The organism is Vicinamibacteria bacterium (genome assembly GCA_035570235.1).
Classification (GTDB): Bacteria; Acidobacteriota; Vicinamibacteria; order Fen-336; family Fen-336; genus DATMML01.
This window is the reverse complement of sequence record DATMML010000085.1, coordinates 47,181-67,144: the sequence shown is the minus strand read 5'-3', so window position 1 is coordinate 67,144 and position 19,964 is coordinate 47,181. Positions and strand designations below refer to the sequence as shown.

Sequence of the window (19,964 nt, the reverse complement as noted above, 5' to 3'; positions counted from 1 at the left end):
TCGCGCGGTCATTGACAGAGAAAGCGAAACGCGGCTAGGATCCGCCTGATCAAGCTCAGCAGGTCCCCTACCCGGAGGTGAGGAGATAGCGCGGTTGCGTGCGTTCGGGCCGCCAACCTTATCGACCCAGTTCGGGCCAATCGCTCGGGTCTCTAGCGTGCACATTGGGGGCTATTTGCCGCGCGGAGCGGGCCGGTTGAAACCCTTGTCGTCCGTCGTCGGGCCGAGGCTTAGGCCAGGAGAAATCCCATGAAGACCACCGTTTGCAGAACATTCGCCCTTCTCGTATCTTGCTCTCTCTTCTGGCCGATGAGCCAGGCCCACGCGCAGGGGGTCACGACGGGCTCCATCGCCGGCATCGTGACCGATCCCCAGAAGCAAGCTGTCCCCGGCGCGACCGTGGTCGCCGTCCACGATGCATCCGGAACCAAGTATGAAGGCGGGACGCGTGCGGATGGGAGGTTCTCCATCCCCGGCATGAGGGTCGGCGGTCCTTACACCGTCACCGCTTCCCTTTCCGGATTCCAGCCCAAGGTCACCAAGGACGTCTACGTCTTCCTCGGAGGCGCGACCGACCTAGAGCTGACCTTGAGCAACATCACCGTCACCGAGGAGGTCACGGTGACGGCCGCGGCCGACGCCATCTTCAGCTCCGCCCGCACCGGCGCGGCAACCTCCGTGGATCGGGAGGTCCTGGCGACCATCCCCACCATCACCGACCGCATCAACGACTACGCCCGTCTGAGCCCCCAGTACTCGGGCGGGCCCTTCGGCGGCAGCTTCATGGGGCAGGACAACCGCCTCAACAACATCACCGTCGACGGGTCGTACTTCAACAATTCGTTCGGCCTCGGCGGCCAGCCCGGAGACCGGACCCAAGTCACCCCCATCTCGACGGCCGCCGTCGAGGAGATCGAGGTCAACGCGGCCCCCTACGACGTCCGCCAGGGCCATTTCGTGGGCGCCGGCGTCAACATGGTCACCCGCAGCGGCAACAACGCCTTCCACGGCTCGGGTTACTACTGGTTCCGCAACGACGGCCTGGTGGGCACCAACGCCGCGGGCAACACCTTCGTCCCCGGCACGTTCGACTACAAGCGCTACGGGGGCTTGTTGTCGGGGCCCATCATCAGCGACAAGCTCTTCTTCTTCGCCAGCTACGAGAACGACAAATTCACCCAGCCGGGAACGACGTTCGTCGCCAACTCCGGAGGGCAGCCCGTGGGCGGCAACATCACGCGCGTCCTCGGCTCCGACCTGAACGCCCTGGGCACCTACCTCAAGACGAACTTCAGCTATGACACCGGCGGCTATCAGGGCTACAGCTTCGAGACCCCCGCCAAGAGATACCTCGGGAAGTTGGACTACAACCTCAACGACAAGAACAAGGTGAGCCTCCGCTACCTGCAGCTGGATTCGCAGACCCCGGTCCTCCTCTCGAACTCGGGCTCCCTCGGCTTCGGCGGCCGCCGCAGCAGCACCACCGGATTGAACTTCGCCAACTCCAACTACGCGATCCTCGAGAACATCAAGTCGGGAGTCGGCGAGTGGAACTCGATCATCAGCAGCCGAATGGCAAATCAGTTCATCGCGGGCTACACCACCAACGACGAGAGCCGACCGCAGAGTGGCTCCTTGTTCCCGTTCGTCGACATCCTCCAGGCCAGCACGGTGTACACGTCGTTCGGCACCGAGCCCTTCACCCCCGCCAACCAGCTCCGGTACCACACCTTCCAGGCCCAGGACAACTTCACGTGGAACCGCGGCAGCCACACGTTCACGTTCGGAGCGACGGGGGAGAGGTACCACTCCGACAACGTGTTCTTCCCCGGCTCCCAGAGCGTCTACGTCTACAACTCGCTTCAGGATTTCTACACCGACGCCAACGGCTACTTGGCCAACCCGAACCGGACCACGTCGCCGGTGACCCTCGCGCAATTCCAGGTGCGCTGGAACAACATCCCGGGCCAGACGCAGCCCCTCCAGCCCCTCGACGTCACTTACGGGGGCGCCTACGCCCAGGACGAGTGGCAAGCGAGCCGTAACGTCAAGCTGACCTATGGCCTGCGGGTCGAGGTCTCGTCCTTTGGCAACAACGGCTTCGACAACCCGCTCGCCGACGCGCTCACGTTCCGCGATGCGAGCGGGAACCCGGTCCAGTACAATTCGGGGAAGCTGCCCGACTCCAAGCTCCTCTGGTCGCCGCGCCTGGGCTTCAACTGGGACGTGAGCGGCAATCGCACGACGCAGGTGCGCGGGGGCACGGGCCTCTTCGCGGGCCCTCCCCTCTACGTGTGGATCTCGAACCAGATCGGCAATACGGGCGTGCTCACCGGCTTCCAGCAGCTTAACAATACGACGGCCCGGCCGTGGAACCCGAGCCCGGACGCCTACAAGCCCACCACCGTCACCGGGGCCCCCGCCTCGAGCTACGAGCTCGCCTTGACCGACCCGAACTTCAAGTTCCCGCAGGTCTGGCGAAACAACATCGCGGTGGACCGCCGGCTCGGGTGGGGCATCGTGGGCACCGGCGAGTTCATCTACAGCAAGGACGTGAACGGGATCTCCTACATCAACGCCAACCTGCCCGCGCCCCAGACGAACTTCGTGGGCGCCGACACGCGCCCCCGCTGGACGAGCAACCGGATCTACCCGCAAGTCGCGGACGCCACCGTGCTCGGAAACGAAAACGCGGGCTACTCCTGGAACGCTTCGGCTGCCCTCCAGAAGACGTTCCACCAGGGCTTCCTGAAGGCTGCTTACGCCTATGGGGTTTCCAGAAACCAGGTCGATCCCGGGTCTATCGCGTTTGGCTCCTGGACCGGCAACCCGATCGCCCGCGATCCCAACAACCCCCCCGTCGCCGACACAGAGTATTACCCCGGCAACCGCGTTTTCCTGGCGGGCAGCTACCGGCTCGAATACCTCAAGTTCGGGGCGACGACCTTCTCCTTCTTCTGGCAGGGGGTCACCAACGGCGTGGCCAGCTACACCTACGCCAATGACCTGAACGGCGACGGAGCCTTTGGAAACGACTTGATCTACATCCCGCGGGACACCTCCGAGATGAACTTCCAGCCGTTCACCTCCGGGGGCCACCTCTACACCGCGGCCGAGCAGTCCCAGGCCTGGAACGCCTACATCGCGCAGGACCCCTACTTGAGCAAGCACCGGGGCCAGTACGCGGAGCGCAACGGGGTGCGCCTGCCCATGGTGTTCCACCTCGACTTCAGCGTGGCTCAGGACATCTTCAAGGACCTCGGAGGGAAGCGCCACGGCCTGCAGTTCCGGGCGGACTTCCTCAACTTCTCGAACCTGCTGAACCACAGCTGGGGAGTGGGTCAGCGCCTGGTGAACTCGCAGCCCCTCACCAACCCGGGCGTCGACGCCCAGGGCAGGGCCACCTACAGGATGAGGGTCATCAACGGCGCGCTCATGAACCAGACTTTCCAGACGACCGCGTTCCTGACGGACGTCTACCAGATCCAGTTCAGCCTTAAGTACAGCTTCTAACCAACGCTCCGGCTCAACCCGAGGGAGCCCCGGAGGCCTTCGCAGGCCTCTGGGGTTCCGGCGGGTCTTTCTCCTAGATCGGTACGAGCTCTCCGTTACGGCCAGCCCGCGGGTGCTCGCCGCTCCCCCGTCTCCGGTTCTCGGACCACGGGTAAACCCCGGGGCCCAGGGACCCCGCGGGCGAAAAGAGGGGATCTTTTCCCGTCCGCCAAGCGTCTCACACTGGTGGTGTCGGTCGCGGGAACGCAGGGGAGACCCTTGCGCGCACCCGCGGGTATAATCGCGTCTCCGGCACCGCCTCGGGTTCCGGCAGTCAATGGAGGTCACAGCACAAATGAGACGACGAACTCGCGTTTTGGTGGCGGTAGCCGTGGCCCTCATCCTCCCCCGTCCCGGCCTAGCCGAGGAGCGTCCGGTCCTGGAGTTGAGCTTGGACGACGCGGTCAAACGCGCTCTCGACAACAACTTGGACATCGCAGTCGATCGCTTCAACCCAACCGTCGGCGCGGAGGGGGTCCGGCAGGCCTTGGGCGCCTACGATCCTTTCCTCTCCGCAACCCTGAGCACGGGGTCGCAGGAGTCGCCCGCCACCAGCGCGTTCTCGGGCGGGACTAAGGTCAGCACCGACACCCAGATATGGAACTTCGGGGTCAACCAGTACCTCCCCACCGGAGGCACCTTCAACCTCACCTTCAACAGCAACAAGAGCGACACCAACAGCGTCTTCACGACTTTCAACCCTACCTTTACTTCTTTCTTCAGCCTGAACCTCACCCAGCCACTGCTCCGCAACTTCAAGCTCGACTCCGCGCGGGAGGGCATCCGGGTGGCCAAGAAGAGCCGCGAGATCTCTGACGTCCAGTTCCGCCAGACCGTGATCAACACCGTGGCCAGCACGAAGCAAGGCTATTACGACCTCATCGCCGCCATCGACAACTTGGACGCCCAGCAGAAGAGCCTCGACCTGGCCAAGAAGCTGCTGAACGAGAACGAGATCAAGGTGCGGGTGGGGACCCTGGCCCCCCTGGACGTGGTGTCGGCACAGGCGGAAGTGGCCAGCCGCGAGGAGGGCGTGATCCGGGCCGAAGCCGCAATCCTCGACACCGAGGACGCCTTGAAGCGCTTGATCTTCCCCAAGAACGATCCCGCCACCTGGGACCTTAGGATCGTCCCCAAGGACAGGCCCAACGCCGAGCCCGTGCGGGTGGACGTGGGGACGGCCATCCAGAACGCCCTGGAAAAGCGGACGGACGTGGTGGTGGCCCGGAAAAACCTTGAAAAGGCAGACATCTCGGTGGACTTTGCGCGAAGCCAGGTGCTGCCCCAGGTGGACCTCGTCGCGAGCTACGGCTCGACGGGGGTGGGAGGGACAGGCCTGAAGCGTCAGAGCCTGGGGGGCCCCATCGTCAGCACCGTTCCGGGCGGGTACGGGGACGCCGCCGGCGACGCCTTGGGGATCGCGAACCCCACCTGGACGGTCCGCCTCAACCTGACCTATCCGCTCATGAATCGGGCGGCCGCGGCCCAATCCGCCCAGGCCCGCCTTTTCAAAGACCAGGCCCTGATCAGCTTCCAGCTTCTGGAACTGCAAGTCGCCCAGCAGGTGCGCGTCGCCGCGCGCGCGGTGGAGACGAACTCCAAGCGGATCGCGACAACCCGGGCCGCCCGCGTTCTCCAAGAGCAGCGTCTGGACGCGGAGGAGAAGAAATTCGCGGCCGGCATGTCCACAAACTTCCTCGTAACCCAGGCCCAGCGCGACCTAGCGGACGCCCGGGTGGCGGAGATCCAGGCCATCGCGGACTACAGCAAGAGCGTTGTCGAGCTCCAGCGCGTCCAGGAAGCGGGCGTGAGCGGGAGCGGGGGCGTGGCCACCGTCAGCACCGGCACGGGCAATCCCTTGGCGCCGCAAGCGGTGACGACGAGTTCCACCGGAACCACCTCCACCAGCAGGACCACCACCCCCACCTCCACGACCGGCACGACCACAACCGCGAGTACCGGGCCCTGAACGGAAGGCAGCCCGGGCGTTTTGCCCAAGGGGGGCGGTGGTTTGCATTCTTTGACGCCGTCCCCGCTTTAACACTCCTCGCCCGATCCGGTCTATCCTGATGAGTATGGGAAAACGCGCGCGCATCCTTCTCGTGGGGGGGGCCGGCATCGTTGTCCTCGGCCTGGTCCTGCTCGGCTTCCGGAGCCGAGGCAGCGGGCCGCGCTACGCGACGGCGGTGGTGGACCGCGGCGACATCTCCGACGTGGTCGGCGCCACCGGGCTCCTGCAGGCGGTGATCACGGTTCAGGTGGGCTCCCAGGTATCCGGCACCATCTCGAGCCTGGGCGCGGATTTCAACTCGGTGGTGAAGAAGGATCAGGTGATCGCCCGCCTGGATCCTGCCCTCTTCCAGGCTCGGGTCGAGCAGATGAAGGCCAACCTCGTGTCTGCCCGGGCCACCGTCGAGCGCAACCGTGCCACCGTGGCCGACAACAAGCAGAAGTACGAGCGCTCCCGCCAGCTGGCGGCGACGAACTTGATACCCGAGAGCGACCTGGAAAGCGCCAAGGCCGCTTACGACGGGGCGGTGGCCTCGGTCGGGGAGAGCGAGGCCGCGGTGACCCAGGCCCAGGCGTCCCTGAACCAGGCCGATCTGGACCTCGCCCACTCCGTGATCCAGGCCCCCATCGCGGGGGTGGTCCTGGCCCGCAACGTGGATGTAGGCCAGACGGTGGCCGCCTCCTTCCAGGCCCCCGTGCTCTTCGTGATCGCCAACGACCTGACCCAGATGCAGGTGAACGCTTCCGTCGACGAGGCGGACATCGGGCGCGTCCGCGCGGGAGAGGCGGTTTCCTTCCACGTCGACGCCTACCCTGACCAGGCTTTCGCGGGCAAGGTGGACCAGGTCCGCCTGCAGCCGATCACGAACCAGAACGTCGTGACCTACAACACCATGATCACCGTGGACAACAAGGACCTGCGGCTCATGCCCGGCATGACCGCTACCGTCTCCGTGATCATCCAGGACCGCGAGAGCGCCCTGCGCTTTCCCTCCCCCGCCCTGCGCTTCCGGCCGGACGGGTTCGCGGAGGACAAGGGGGCCCGGAAGGCGTCCTCCGGGACCGCGGCGAGCCCGGCCGCTCCCGCCCGGAACGGGCGTCCTTCTCCCGCGCGCACCGACGCCCCGCCCCCGGGGAGCGATGGCCGGCCCGGCCTGGTCTTCACGTTGGGGGATGACGGCCGCCCCAAGCCCGTGCCCGTCCGCCTCGGTATCTCGGACGGCCGGTTCGTAGAGGTGGTGTCGGGGCTTGACGAAGGGGCGCGCGTCATCACGGGCCTCGATGAGACCGGCGGCCGGCCGGCACCGCGGCCCAGCGCTTCTCCCGCCAACAACCCGTTTGCTCCCGGTCGGCCCCAGCCGCGCACGCGATGAGCCCGGACGGGACTCCGGTCATAAAGGTCCAGGACCTCCACAAGTCCTACCTGATCGGTGACGTGACCGTCCACGCCCTCCGGGGGGTGGATCTGGCCGTGGAGCGAGGGTGCTTCCTGGCCGTGATCGGCGCCTCCGGGAGCGGGAAGTCGACGTTCATGAACATCCTCGGCCTCCTCGACCAGCCCACCACCGGCCACTACTGGCTGGCGGGGGAGGACGTCTCCGGCTTCGACCGCGACCGCAGGGCCGTGCTTCGCAACCGGACGATCGGTTTCGTCTTCCAGAGCTTCAACCTGCTCCCGCGCACCTCCGCTCTGGAGAACGTCGAGCTGCCCCTGCTTTACAACGGCCGCGCGGGGGGCGCCACGGAGCGCCACCGGCAGGCCAAGAGCCTCCTGGAGGCGGTGAGCCTCGCCGACCGCGCCCACCACACGCCCAGCCAGCTCTCCGGCGGCCAGCAGCAGCGGGTGGCCATCGCCCGCGCGCTCGTGAACGAGCCGGAGATGATCCTGGCCGACGAGCCCACCGGCAACCTGGACAGCCGGACGAGCGTGGAGATCATGGAGATCCTGCAGCGCCTCAATCGCACCAAGGGGATCACCGTGGTCCTCATCACGCACGAGCCCGACATCGCGGAGTACGCGGGCCGGGTGGTCGGTTTCCGCGACGGCCGGGTGGTGAAGGACGAGACAGTGGCCCGCCCCCGGGACGCGGGGGCGGAGCTGGCCGTGATGCCCGCGGCGGAAGTCGAGGTCTGACCGATGGAGATCCTCAACATCGCCCGCATCGCCTTCAAGGCTCTGCGCCGGAACAAGATCCGCTCCGCCCTCACCGCCCTGGGGGTGATCATCGGGGTGGCCTCCGTCATCGCCATGATCGCGCTCAGCTCGGGGGCCCGGGCCGCCATCGACGCCCAGATCCAGAGCACGGGTACCAACGTGGTCTACGTCTCGGCGGGGAGCTTTGCCCGCATGGGCAGCGTCCGGGGAGGTATCGGCTCCGTCCAGACCCTGACCCTGGAGGATTCCCAGGCCATCAAGGATCAGGTCGCGGCGGTGGGACGGCTCACCCCGGTGGTGCGGGGCCGCTCCCAGGTCATCGCCGCCAACGAGAACTGGGCCACTTCCATCGAGGGCGGCAACGAGGATTACCTGTCGGTCCGGAACTGGCCCCTTGCCAGCGGGGACAACATCACCCCCCGGGACGTCCTCGTTGCGGAGAAGGTCTGCTTGCTGGGGGACACCGTGGCCCAGAACCTCTTCCTCGGCCAGGATCCGGTGGGCCAGATCATCCGCATCAAGAGCCTGCCCTTCCGGGTAGTGGGCGTGCTCACCCCCAAGGGCCAGGGGCAATGGGGGCAGGACCAGGACGACATCATCGTGGCCCCCTACACCACCATCCAGAAGAAGCTCCTCGGCATCACCTACATCCACCAGGTCATGGTCTCGGCGACCCGCCCGGACACGGTGGAGGAGGCGGCCCGGGAGATCACCCGCCTCCTCCGCCAGCGCCACCGGATCAGCAACCCGGACGAGGACGACTTCACCGTGCGCACGGTGGAGGAGATGGCCCAGACCCGCGTGCAGCTGGCCCAGACCATGACCGGCCTGCTCATGAGCGTGGCCTCCGTGAGCCTGCTCGTGGGCGGAATCGGGATCATGAACATCATGCTCGTCTCGGTGACGGAGCGGACAAAGGAGATCGGCTTGCGCATGGCGGTCGGAGCCCGCACCCGGGACATCCTGCGTCAGTTCCTGACCGAGGCGGTGAGCCTCTCCGCCCTGGGGGGGATCGTGGGCATCGTGCTCGGGGTGGGCGTCTCGCAGGGCCTGACCCAGGTCCTGGGCTGGCCCACCCTCATCACCTCCTCCTCCGTCGTGATCGCTTTCGCCTTCGCGGCCGCGGTGGGGATCTTCTTCGGCTACTACCCCGCGCGTAAGGCAGCCACCCTCGATCCCATCGACGCCCTCCGCTACGAATAGGGGTCTACAATGGGCACCTTCCGAGGTGCCCAAAATGAAGCGAATACTGGTCCTAGCCGTTCTGGCCGCGGCCCTGTCCTCTCCCACGTTCGCCCAGGAAAAGCCCACGCGCGTGGCTTACTTCTACAAGGTGCGTTGGGGGTTCCAAAACGAGTTCGAGCGGCTCTTCCTGAAGAACCACTACCCCCTCCTCCTGGCCCAGACGAAGGAGGGGGGGCGCCTCCGGGCGGTGGAGCTCTACCGGCCCACCTTCCACGGGGACGGACGGAGCGACTGGACATTCCTGGTCGTCATCACCTTCGCCAACTGGGCGGCCCTAGGCGCCCCCAGCGAAGAGGAGGCCCTGGCCCGCCGGCTCTTTCCCGACCAGGAGGCCTACAAGAAGGAAGAGCAGCGGCGCTTCGAGATCCTCGATGCACATTGGGACGTGCCCCTGAAGGAAGTTGAGTCTCCCCGCTAGCGGCGGCCGGTTGACCGGCCCCCGCGCCTGTTCAATGATTCGGCCCGGCCATGCCAGGAAGCCGGGTGCCGGTGATGGGAGGGGCCGTTCTCGGCCTCCTTGTCGCGGGGTGGGCGCCAGCCGCTGACCGGCGTGAAGCGGTGGTCCTTCTCCCCGTCGAGAACATGTACTCGCATCCGGACCCCGCGACCGACGTGGTCAGCCAGGCCGTGATCGGTCAGGTGGTGGCCGTGTCCGCGACGGAGGCCGACTTCGCCCGCATCGAAACGCCCGACCACTACCCGGGCTGGATCCGGCAGGCCGCCCTGCTCTCGTACCCGGGCCCCGCGGTGCCCCGCTATGGCACGCGGGGCACGCTGGGGGAGGTCGTGAGCCTCGTCGCCAACATCTACCGGGAGCCGAGCGTTACCTCCGCCCGCCCCATGTCGCAGGCCCCCCTGGGCGCTCGCCTCGAGGTTGCCCCCACCCCCGAGAAGGATGGCTGGCACCGCTTGCGCCTCCCGAACGGAGAGGGCGGCTTCATCCAGGCCGGCGACATCCGCCTGCGGGAGGCCGGTGCGCCCACCCCGCGCGGCTCCCCGGCCGAGCTCGTGGCCACCGCCCGGCGGCTGCTGGGCCTGCCCTACCTCTGGGGCGGGATGACCCCCTGGGGCCTGGACTGCTCGGGCTTGGTGAGCCTCGTTTACCATGCTCACGGCGTGACCCTCCCCCGCGACGCCGATTTGCAGTTCGAGGATCCCCGGGCCCAGGTGGTCCCAAGGAAGCACCTTCGCCCCGGCGACCTTCTCTTCTTCGGCAAGGCCAAGGTCACCCACGTGGGCCTCTACGTGGGCGGAGGTCGGTTCATCAACGCCACCACCCACACGACGCCCACCGTGCGGGAGGACGCTCTTGACGATCCCCATTGGAGCGCCCTCTACCGCGGGGCCCGGCGGCCTCGATGAGAGCGCGCCCGACCCGCCCGGGCCTGTGAGCGCCCTCCTCGCCCTCGCCTTCCTGGCCACGCCCGTCGACACCCTCGTCATCGGGATCCTCGCCGACCCCCCGAGCCTGGCCCCCCACCGCGCCAGCGACTTCGTCTCCGCGGCGGTGGTCGTGAACGTGTGCGAGACGCTCGTCCGTCTGCACCCCGGAGGGAGCCGGCCCGAGCCCGCTCTCGCCACCACCTGGGCCAGCCTGGACCGCCGCGCTTGGACATTCACGCTGCGGAAGGGCGTGCGCTTCCACGATGGAACGCTTCTCGACGCCGACGCGGTGGTGGCGAACCTGGAGAACCTCCGTTTGAAGCGGGGCTTCCCGGGGCGGGCGGAGCGGGTGGGGCCGTACGTGGTCTCGATCACGCTCGACCGCCCGAGCGCGGCCCTCCTGGCCACCCTCTCCCAGCCCTTCTTCTCGCTGCAGAGCCCGCGCCAGCTGGCGGCGGGAGACGACGCGCCCGTGGGGACCGGCCCCTACCGCCTGGGCGCGGTGCGACCCGGGCTCTTGGAGCTCCTGGCCAACGCCGACTACTGGGGGGGCGCCCCCCGCTTGAAGCGCCTGGTCTTCCGGCGGCTGGCCGACGAGGAGGACTTGGCGGCCGCGCTTCTGGCGGGGGACGTGGACGTCACGTCCGCTTTGGGCCAGGACCGCCTGGCGACCCTGCACCGCCACCCGGAGATCACCCTCGACTCGCAGACGGGCCTCAACCTCGCCTTCCTGTCCATCAACAACGAGCACCCCCCCTTCGGCGACCGGCGGGTCCGGCAGGCCTTGGCCCGCGCCGTGGACCGCCGCGCCCTCGTCAACCGCCTCCTGGGCGGCCACGGGGAGCCCGCCCAGAACCCGCTCCCCCCCTCGCTCTTCGGCTACGGCACGCGCACCAAGGAGCTGATCCTGGACCGGCCCGCCGCCCGCCGCCTCCTGGCCGAAGCGGGCTTCCCGGCCGGCTTCGAGACCACGCTCATGGCGGTCAATTCCCCCCGTCCCTACATGCCCGCCCCCCTGCGCTTGGCCGCCGAGATCCGGGAGGACCTGCTCCAGGTGGGCATCCGGGCTCGGTTACGCGAGGTCCCCACCTGGTCGGAGTACGTGGAGCGCGGGAGCCGGGGGGACTACGACCTGGCCATCCTCGGCTGGCAGGCCGACACCGCCGACCCCAACGACTTCCTCTCCGCCCTCCTCGCCTCCGAGGCCATCGGCACCACGAACCGGAGCCGGTATCGCAGCCCGGACATGGACGCGCTCCTCAAGCGGGGGCGCATGGGAGGCGATCCCGAGGCGCGCCTTTCCGTCTACCACGAGGCCCAGGAGCTGTTTCAGCGCGACATGCCCTGGGTCCCGCTCTACCACGTCTCCGTCTTCACCGCCTACCGCCGGGTGGTGCGGGGGCTCACGGTAGGGCCCACCGGAATCCTGAGGTTCGACAAAACATGGAAAAGGGACTGACGCGCGCCTTGGCCCTGGCCCTCCTCCTGACCGCTCCCGCGGCCGCGGCCGACCTCTCCCCCAAGGAAGCCGTGCTCTGGGAGAAGCTCAAGGCCCGCATCGAGGCCGTGGACCGCGGCCTCGACGGCGTGCTCGGAGTCTCCGTCCGGGATCTGAAGACGGGGGCCACCTTCGAGCTGCGGGGACACGAGGTCTTCCCCACCGCCTCCTCGATCAAGGTCGCGGTCCTCTACGAGCTCTTCCTGGAGGCCGAGGAGGGGAAGATCGACCTCGCGGAGGTCATGCACCCCCCCCTCCCCCGCGTTCGCGGCGGGGGCGTGCTCATGGAGCTGGGGGACCGGGTGGCCCTCACCTGGCGGGACCTGGCCGTGCTGATGATGGGCTGGTCGGACAACGAGGCCACCAACCTGCTGATCGCGCGGCTGGGGATGGACGCCGTCAACCGCCGCCTGGACGGGCTCGGTCTCCCCGTCACCCGGCTGCGCCGGCGGATGATGGACCTCCCGGCGGCGCGCCGCGGCGACGAGAACGTCTCCACCCCCACCGAGCTCCGGGCCCTGATGGAGACCCTCTACAAGGGGGCCGGCCTCGCCTCCGCGCGCGGGAAGGACGCGCTCAAGGTGGCCGCCACCCCCAAGGCCTCAGCGTTCCGGGTCCCTTTGCCGGAGGACCTCTCGATTCTGGACAAGCCAGGAGAGCTCGAGGGCGTCCGCTGCGTGACGGCGGTGGTGGACCTGCCCGGACGACCCTACGCCGCCGCGGTCATGACCACCTATCTGCGGCGGGACAAGGAGGGGGAGGCGGCGATTCGGGAGATCTCGGCCGCCCTCTACGAGACCTTCTCCCGGCTGGCCCAGGCCAGCGAGTACGGGCGGATCATCAGCGAGAAGTGACGGTCAGGTCTCGGTCCGGATCAGGTCCTCGAAAGTCTCCCGGCGGCGGATGAGGCGCAGGCCCCCCTCCGCAACCAAGACCTCGGCGGCGCGGGGCCTCAGGTTGTAGTTCGAGGACATGCAGAAGCCGTAGGCCCCCGCATCGCGCACAGCCAGGAGATCCCCCACCTCCAGCGGTGGAAGCGGGCGATCCCGGGCCAGGAAGTCGCCCGTCTCGCAGACGGGCCCCACCACGTCCACCGTCTGCGGGGCTCCCCCCCGGGAGACCACGGGCTCGATGCGGTGGTGGGCCCCGTAGAGGGCCGGCCGCAGGAGGTCGTTCATCCCCGCGTCCACGATCACGAACCGCTTTCCGCGGTTTTCCTTGAGGTAGAGCACGCGGGTCAGGAGAGCGCCCGCGCCCGCCACCAGCGACCGCCCGGGCTCCAGGAGGAGGGTCAGGGGCAGGCCGGCCAGCTCGGGCAGGACGCGCGCGGCCAGGGCCGCGGCCCCGGGCGCCCCGCCCCCCTCGTAGTCCACCCCCAGCCCGCCGCCCAGGTCCACCGTCTCCAGCGGGAAACCCTCCCCCAGCAGCTCTCGCGAGAGGGCGGCCACCTCGCGCGCCGCCTCCGCCAGCGGTTCCAGGTCCGTGATCTGGGAGCCGATGTGGCACTGGAGGCCCACCACCGCGATCCCCGGCCGCTCCCGGGCCCGCCGCAGGATGGCGGGGGCCTTGGCGATGTCGACCCCGAACTTGTTCTCGCGCAGCCCGGTGGAGATGTAGGGGTGCGACCGGGGGTCGATGTCGGGGTTCACGCGCAGGGAAACGCGGGCCGTGCGCTGCCGCCCTTTCGCCACTTCCGCCAGGCGCGAGATCTCCTCCTCGCTCTCGACGTTGAAATCGCGGATGCCGCGCTCGACCCCCAGGACGAGCTCCGCCTCCGTCTTCCCCACTCCCGCGAACACGATGCGCTCGGGAGGGAAGCCGGCCCGTAGAGCCGCCTCCATCTCCAGGCCGGAGACGATGTCCGCCCCCGCGCCCAGGCCGGCCAGGATGCGCAGCAGGGCCAGGTTGCTGTTGGCTTTGAGCGCGTAGTGGATGCGGTGGGGGACCTTGGTGAAGGCCCGGTCGTAGTCCCAGTAGGCATCGACGATGGCGGCCTGGCTGTAGACGTAAAGGGGGGTCCCGAAGCGGGTGGCCGCGTCCAGAAGGGAGACCCCGTCGCAGAGGAGGGTGGAATCAGTTCGCGCGAAGCCGGACATCAGCCCTTCCCCTCCCTGCGCAGGGTAGCGGCCGCGATACCCGAGAGGCCCAGGACGCCCACCAAGTTGGGAAAGATCTGCAGGCCGTTCATGAGGTCGCCCCAGGCCCAGACCGTCTCCACCTTGATGGTGGCCCCGAGCACGATCAGGGCGCAATAGAGCCATCGGTAGGGCACGGTCAGGAACGGGCCGAAGGCGTATTCCAGGAACTGTTCGCCGTAGTAGGCCCAGCCGATGAGTGTGGTGTAGCCGAAGAGGAGAGCGCAGAAGGCCACCACCCAGCCCCCCGCCACGGGCAAGGTGGTGTTGAAGGCCTCCGCCACCACCGCCGTGCTGGTGAGCCCCGATCGCCAGACCCCGCTGACCAGGATGGTCAGGGCGCTGATCGTGGAGGTGACGCCGGAGACGATGAAGACCTCCATGACCGCGTTCAGCCCCTGCCGGACCGGCTGCTGGCTCTTGGCGGTGCCGTAAGCCACGGCGGCGGTGCCGTACCCGGCCTCGTTGGCGTAGATGCCGCGGGCCAGGCCGTAGCGCATGGCCACCATGATGCCGAGCCCAGCCACGCTCCCCCCCGCGGCGCGCAGCGAGAAGGCCTCCCTAAAGATGAGGGCCAGCACCTCCGGCAGGCGCCCCGCGTGGCCGACGATGACGATCAGGCCCCCGGCCAGATAGAGAATCACCTTCAGGGGAGCCAGCCGTTCCGCGGCCCGGCCGATGGACTTGACGCCGCCGATGATGACCAGCCAGGTCAGGATCGCGACCCCCACCCCCGAGACCAGGGTGGGGACCTGGAACTGGCTCTTCATCACGACCGCGATCGAGTTCGGCTGGCTGAAGGGGGTGGTGGTGAGGGCGGCTATGCTCGCGATGAGGGCGTAGATCCAGGCCAGGCGGGGGAGGTTCAGTCCGTCCCGGAGGTAGTGCATGGGGCCGGCGGAAAGCCGCCCCTCGGAGAGGTGTCGGAAGCGGATGCCGAGCACCGCCTCCGTGAACTTGATGGTGGTGGCAAAGAATCCGTAGCACCAGATCCAGAAGACCGCCCCCGGGCCTCCGGAGACGACCGCGGTGGCCACCCCCGCGATATTCCCGGTGCCGATGGAGGCGGCGAGCGCGGTCATGAAGGCCTGGAACGGGGAGAGCGCCCCCCCCGCCCCCGCGTCCGCCGGGGAGACGAGGGCGCCCAGGGCTTCCCGGAAGCGCGTCACCTGGACGAAGCGGTAACGGACGCTGAGAAAGAGTCCCGTGCCCAGCAGCAGGGCCATCGTCCACCAGCCCCAGACGAGGTCGCTCGTCCAAAGGACGGCGGCGGTCAGGGCGGCCGCAGCGCCCCCGGGGCCGGGCATAGTGGGGAGGAATGATAGACCAGGCGCGCCGATACCGCTCGGGCCCGACGAGCCCACCCCAACCCGGCGGGTTGGACCCTCGCGGGACCTGTCGCTATCATCCCTGAGGAATGATCGGGAGCCCACGCCTCCGGCGCTCGCCATGGCTCGTTCTAGTGCTCGTGGCGGCGGGCTTCGTCGGCCTGCCTCCCCTCCTCCTCCCCGCCTCCGACCCGACCATGCGGGCGCGCCCCATCATCCTCCTGGGCCTCGACGCCGCCGACTGGCTGGTTATCGATCCCCTCCTTGCCGCCGGTAAGCTCCCGACCCTCGCGCGCCTCAAGGCCGCCGGCCGGACCGGCATCCTGCTCTCCACCCCGCCCCTCGTCTCACCCATCGTCTGGACCACGATCGCCACCGGGCGGCGGCCCGAGGACCACCGCGTCCTCGACTTCATGGTGGACCTGCCCGCGGGGGGACAGGCCCCGATCACCTCCGCGGCCCGCCGCGTCCAGGCCCTTTGGAACATCTTCTCGGCCGCGGGGCGCCGGGTGGGAGTCGTGGGCTGGTGGGCCACCTGGCCCGCGGAGGCCGTCAACGGCACCATCGCTTCCGATCGCGTGGCGCCCCAGCTCATCCGTGCGGACGCCGCCCCCGACCCCCGGGCGTTCGCTCCCGCCTCGGAGGCGCGGATTCTCGCTGCGGCCCTGGTGCGGGCGAGCGACATCACGCAGGAGGCGCTCACCGCCTACGTGCCGCTCACGGCCGCCCAGTACGAGTCGGCGCGGACGGCCCTGGCCACGCCCGGCGCGCGCTTCTACCGAGACCCCTTCGCCCACCTGGCCGTGATCGTGGCCAGCACGCGCACCCACTCCCGGCTGGCGGAAGCTATCCTGGCCGCGGGCCAGCCCGACCTCCTCCTCGTGTACCTGGAGGAGATCGACAGCATCTCGCACCTCTTCGTCCGCGACCCCCGCCTGGGCCCCCTCGCCATCGAGCGCGCCTACCGGGACGCGGACGAGCTGCTCTCGCGCCTGGCCGCGCGAAGCGCCCCCGACACGTGGATTCTGGTTTGCTCGGACCACGGGTTCTACCCGCCGGACGCGGCCATCGCCGAGGATCCCGCGGACCTGGCGGGGCCGGCCACGGCCTGGCACCGACCCTACGGGATCGTGGCCGCGGTGGAGGCCCGGGTCCTGGCGGGAAAAGGGGAGGCCTTGGGGGCGGCGGTGGGCTCGGTCACCCCCCTGGACCTGGCACCCACCGTTCTCCACGCGGCGGGCCTGCCTGTCAGCCTGGAAATGCCCGGCCGGGTGGTGACCGCCCTCCTCCCCGACGAGGCGGCGGCGCGCGCCGTGGTCAAGGTCCCGTCGCTGGAGCCGGCTCGCCGTCCCGAGCCGCCCGCGGCCGCGGCCGCCGCCGATCCCGACGAACGCGAGCGACTTCTAGCCCTCGGCTACATCGGCGCCGCCACCACCTCCCTCGCCGGCCAGAATCTGGGCGAGGTCCTCTACCGCCGGGGGAACTACGCGGGGGCGGAGCGCGAGCTGCGCGCGGTGGTGGAGGCCCAGCCCCAGAACGTGGCCGCCCTGCTCTGGCTGGCCAAGGCGGTGCGGGAGCAGGGTCGCACCCAGGCCGCGTTCGCGCTCTACGCGCGGGCCCTCGGCCTCTCCGCCGACCACGGTGACGTCCTGATCGAGACCGTGGACCTGGCGGTCTCCTCGGGCCTCAAAGAGGAGGCCCGACGCCTCCTGGCCGGATTCAGGCCCGCGCCCCGTAGCGCGGCCGCGGTCCCCGTGGCCCGGGCCATCCTGGCCGCCTCTGATGGCCAGGCCGACCTGGCCGAGCGCGAGCTCAGGGCCGCGTTGGCCGCCGACCCCCTCTCCATCCCGGCGCTCTCCCGCCTCCTCGACCTGCTGTCCGCTGGCCGCCACCCCCAAGAGGCCGTTCCCCCGCTGAGCCGGGCGGCCCAGATGGCGCCCGGTTCGCCGCGTCTGGCCGCCCTCCTCGGCGAGGCCCGTCTGGCCGCAGGCGACGCGGCGGGGGCGGAAGCGTCGCTCCAGCACGCCCTGCGTCTCGCCCCCGACGGCGCCCCCATCATGATCGACCTGGCGCGGGCCCAGCTCGCCCAGGGCCGTGAGGACCGCGCGCTCACCACCCTCCTTCCCGCCCCGCCCTCGAGGGAGCGGAGCATCCTCCTCGGCGCCGCCCACGCTCGGCAGCGTCATTGGGGGGAAGCGGCCATCCACTATCGAGCCGCCCTCGAGGAGGGCCCGGCCACGCCCGAGCTGCTGAACGGCCTCGGCTATGCCCAGCTCGAGCTCGGCCAGACGGCCGAGGCCGCCCAGCTCTTCGGGCGCTCTCTGGCCATGGACAAGAACCAGCCGGACATCAGCCGCCTGCTGGCCGGGCTGGTCCGGGGCCGCTGAATGGCCCGGCAGCCTCCCGCGGCTTTTTCCCGCGGCGCCACCTGGTCGGGGCGGCGGCTGACGGCGGCGGCGCTCTCGATGCTCCTCCTCGCCTTGGTCGTGGCCGTCCTCTGGCGCCGTGGCCGCCTCCCGCCGCACGTCCTCCTCGTCACCATCGACACCCTCCGCGCCGACCACCTGGGCTGCTACGGCGACAAGGGAGCGGAGACGCCCGTCCTGGACGGCCTGGCCGGGCGGGGGACGCGCTTCGCGGTCGCGGTCGCCCATGTGCCGCTCACGACCCCCTCCCACGCCTCGATCCTCACCGGGTTGACTCCCCTCCGGCACGGCATCCGGGACAACGGGGGCTTCGTGCTCCCCGAGGGCATCCCCACCCTGGCCAGCCTCCTCCACGGGGCCGGGTACCGGACCGCGGCCTTCGTCTCCGGCTTCCCCCTCGACCGCCGCTTTGGCCTCGGCCGCGGCTTCGACACCTACGACGACCGCCTGCCCTACGGCGACGACCCCCGGCGGGCGGCCTACGTGGAGCGGAGGGCGGACGCGACCACGGAGGCGGCGCTGCGCTGGCTGGCCGGCGCCGGTGCCGACCGGGCTCCGCCCTGGCTTCTCTGGGTGCACTACTTCGACCCCCACGCCCCCTACGAGCCGCCCGGCGAGCTCGCCACCCGCTTCGCTGAGCGCCCCTACGACGGCGAGATCGCCTTTGTGGATGGACAGCTGGGCCGGCTCCTCCGGGGGCTGGAAGAAAAAGGCCTCGCCGCGAGCACGCTGGTGCTGGTGACCTCGGATCACGGGGAGAGCCTGGGCGAGCATGGTGAGGAGACGCACGGGGTCTTTGTCTACGATTCCACCGTCCGCGTGCCCTGGATCATGGCCGGGCCGGGTGTGCCCCGCGGGCGGGTGGCCACCACGGTGGCGCGGGGGATCGACGTGACCCCCACCCTCCTGGACCTGGCGGGTCAGCCGGTGCCGTCGTCGATGGAGGGCCGCTCGCTGAAGGGGGCTATGGCCGGGCCGCTACCGGACGCCCCTGCCTATCTCGAATCCGAGTTCACGCGCCTCCAGCTCGGCTGGGCGCCCCTGCGCGGATGGCGGACCGCGACTTGGAAGCTGATCGACGCCCCCCGGCCGGAGCTCTACGCGCTCGAGGTGGACGGGAGCGAGGCGCGCAACCGCTTTTCGGATGAGCCGGCGACCGCGACTGCTTTGCAGGCCTCGCTCAAAGCGGCCCTGGCCGTGACCACCCCGAGGGCGGCCGCCCCCGCCGAGGCGGGGACGGCGGAGAGGCTGCGCGCCCTCGGCTACCTGGGCGGAGGGGGCTCGGCGCCGGCCACGGCCTCCGGGCGGGATCCCAAGCAGGGCATCGTCCTCCTGCGGCAGATCGAGCGCGGCATCGCCGAGGCGCGGAGCGACCCCGAACTGGCCGTCCGCGAGCTGACCGCCGCCCTCAAGGAGGACCCCCAGATGACGCTCGCCCGGCGCTACCGGGCGATCGCGCACGCTCAGGCCCGGGACTTCCCGGCCGCGGTGGCGGACCTTGAGGCCCTGGAGAAGGAGAACCGATCAACCGGCGAAGACCTCGTGCTTCTCGGGGAGTGCCTTTGGCGCCTGGACCGCTCGGCAGACGCGCTCCAAGCCCTGGACCGCGCGGCCCGGATCCTCCCCCGCTCCCCCGAGCCTCTCCTCGGCCGTGCGCGCACCCTTCGCAGCCAAGGGCGGGAAGACGAGGCCGTCCGAAGCTACGAGCAAATCCTGGCCCGGGTTCCGGACCAGCCGGAGGCACTGCGCGGCTTGGCCGACATCGCCCTCGGCCGCGGCGAGTTGCCGAAGGCGGCCGCCCTCTACGACCAGATCCAGCAGCAGGACCCCGCCGACCTCGGGGCCCTCATCAAGCGGGGCGTGCTCGCGGTGCGGACCGGCCGCCTCCCGGAGGCCATCGGCCTCTTCCGAAGGGCGCTGGAGATCGATCCCGGCCAGGCCGAGGCCCTCCTCGACCTGGGGGGGGCCCTCGCCAAGAGCGGACGCGCCGCGGAGGCCGTCCCCTATCTCGAGCGGGCCCTCAAGACGGGGCCCCGCACCCCCCTCGCCTTGAACAGCCTCGGCTTCGCCCGCCTCGAGTCGGGAGACACCCGGGGCGGCCTAGAGGCCCTCCGCGCCTCTCTCGCCCTCGACCCCCGTCAGCCCCAGGTGGCGGAGGTCGTGGCGCAGCTCTCGGCGGGTCGGGCGCCCGCGGGAGCGCGGCCCTGAGTCCGCGCCGCAAGCGGGGTCGGT

General features: G+C 69.8%; 13 protein-coding genes. 11 read left to right on the top strand and 2 right to left on the bottom strand.

Features of this window, described 5'->3' with window-relative positions; genetic code table 11:
• The first annotated feature begins 249 nt into the window (after window positions 1-249).
• The 9 genes from VN461_15525 to VN461_15485 all read left to right on the top strand — a co-directional run bounded on the left by VN461_15525 (window position 250) and on the right by VN461_15485 (window position 12,697).
• Window positions 250-3,513 (top strand): carboxypeptidase regulatory-like domain-containing protein, encoded by a 3,264-nt coding sequence (locus tag VN461_15525; GenBank protein ID HXB56189.1) that lies wholly within the window; start codon window positions 250-252, stop codon window positions 3,511-3,513.
• 334 nt (window positions 3,514-3,847) lie between these two features.
• Window positions 3,848-5,521: a TolC family protein gene (locus tag VN461_15520; protein ID HXB56188.1), complete on the top strand. Its 1,674-nt coding sequence runs from the start codon at window positions 3,848-3,850 to the stop codon at window positions 5,519-5,521.
• A gap of 106 nt (window positions 5,522-5,627) precedes the next feature.
• Window positions 5,628-6,935: an efflux RND transporter periplasmic adaptor subunit gene (locus tag VN461_15515; protein ID HXB56187.1), complete on the top strand. Its 1,308-nt coding sequence runs from the start codon at window positions 5,628-5,630 to the stop codon at window positions 6,933-6,935.
• Entirely contained in the window at window positions 6,932-7,696 is a 765-nt protein-coding gene (locus VN461_15510; protein ID HXB56186.1) for an ABC transporter ATP-binding protein, read from the top strand. Before VN461_15515 ends, VN461_15510 begins: the two co-directional genes overlap by 4 nt.
• 3 nt (window positions 7,697-7,699) lie before the next feature.
• Window positions 7,700-8,920 (top strand): ABC transporter permease, encoded by a 1,221-nt coding sequence (locus tag VN461_15505; protein HXB56185.1) that lies wholly within the window; start codon window positions 7,700-7,702, stop codon window positions 8,918-8,920.
• Between the two features lie 34 nt (window positions 8,921-8,954).
• Complete coding sequence (locus tag VN461_15500) at window positions 8,955-9,380, top strand: hypothetical protein (GenBank protein ID HXB56184.1); 426 nt, start codon at window positions 8,955-8,957, stop codon at window positions 9,378-9,380.
• A 50-nt stretch (window positions 9,381-9,430) separates the two neighbouring features.
• Window positions 9,431-10,324, top strand: a complete 894-nt coding sequence (locus VN461_15495) for a C40 family peptidase (protein HXB56183.1) — start codon at window positions 9,431-9,433, stop codon at window positions 10,322-10,324.
• The gene (locus VN461_15490; protein HXB56182.1) at window positions 10,272-11,804 is read left to right on the top strand and encodes an ABC transporter substrate-binding protein; all 1,533 of its coding nucleotides are present in this window, start codon (window positions 10,272-10,274) and stop codon (window positions 11,802-11,804) included. The genes VN461_15495 and VN461_15490 overlap by 53 nt, the downstream gene beginning before the upstream one ends.
• Window positions 11,789-12,697 (top strand): serine hydrolase, encoded by a 909-nt coding sequence (locus tag VN461_15485; protein HXB56181.1) that lies wholly within the window; start codon window positions 11,789-11,791, stop codon window positions 12,695-12,697. The genes VN461_15490 and VN461_15485 overlap by 16 nt, the downstream gene beginning before the upstream one ends.
• A 3-nt stretch (window positions 12,698-12,700) precedes the next feature.
• Here VN461_15485 and lysA read toward each other — a convergent pair whose 3' ends face one another.
• Both lysA and VN461_15475 read right to left on the bottom strand, forming a co-directional pair.
• Window positions 12,701-13,939: a diaminopimelate decarboxylase gene (lysA, locus tag VN461_15480; protein ID HXB56180.1), complete on the bottom strand. Its 1,239-nt coding sequence runs from the start codon at window positions 13,937-13,939 to the stop codon at window positions 12,701-12,703.
• Window positions 13,939-15,285, bottom strand: a complete 1,347-nt coding sequence (locus tag VN461_15475) for an amino acid carrier protein (protein ID HXB56179.1) — start codon at window positions 15,283-15,285, stop codon at window positions 13,939-13,941. The genes lysA and VN461_15475 overlap by 1 nt, the downstream gene beginning before the upstream one ends.
• 110 nt (window positions 15,286-15,395) lie before the next feature.
• Here VN461_15475 and VN461_15470 point away from each other — a divergent pair, with 110 nt between their 5' ends.
• A complete protein-coding gene (locus tag VN461_15470) occupies window positions 15,396-17,693 on the top strand; it encodes a tetratricopeptide repeat protein (protein ID HXB56178.1) in 2,298 nt (765 codons plus the stop codon).
• Window positions 17,694-19,940 carry a sulfatase-like hydrolase/transferase gene (locus VN461_15465; GenBank protein HXB56177.1) on the top strand — a complete coding sequence of 749 codons (2,247 nt, stop codon included), beginning with the start codon at window positions 17,694-17,696 and terminating at the stop codon, window positions 19,938-19,940.
• The last annotated feature ends 24 nt before the right edge of the window (window positions 19,941-19,964 follow it).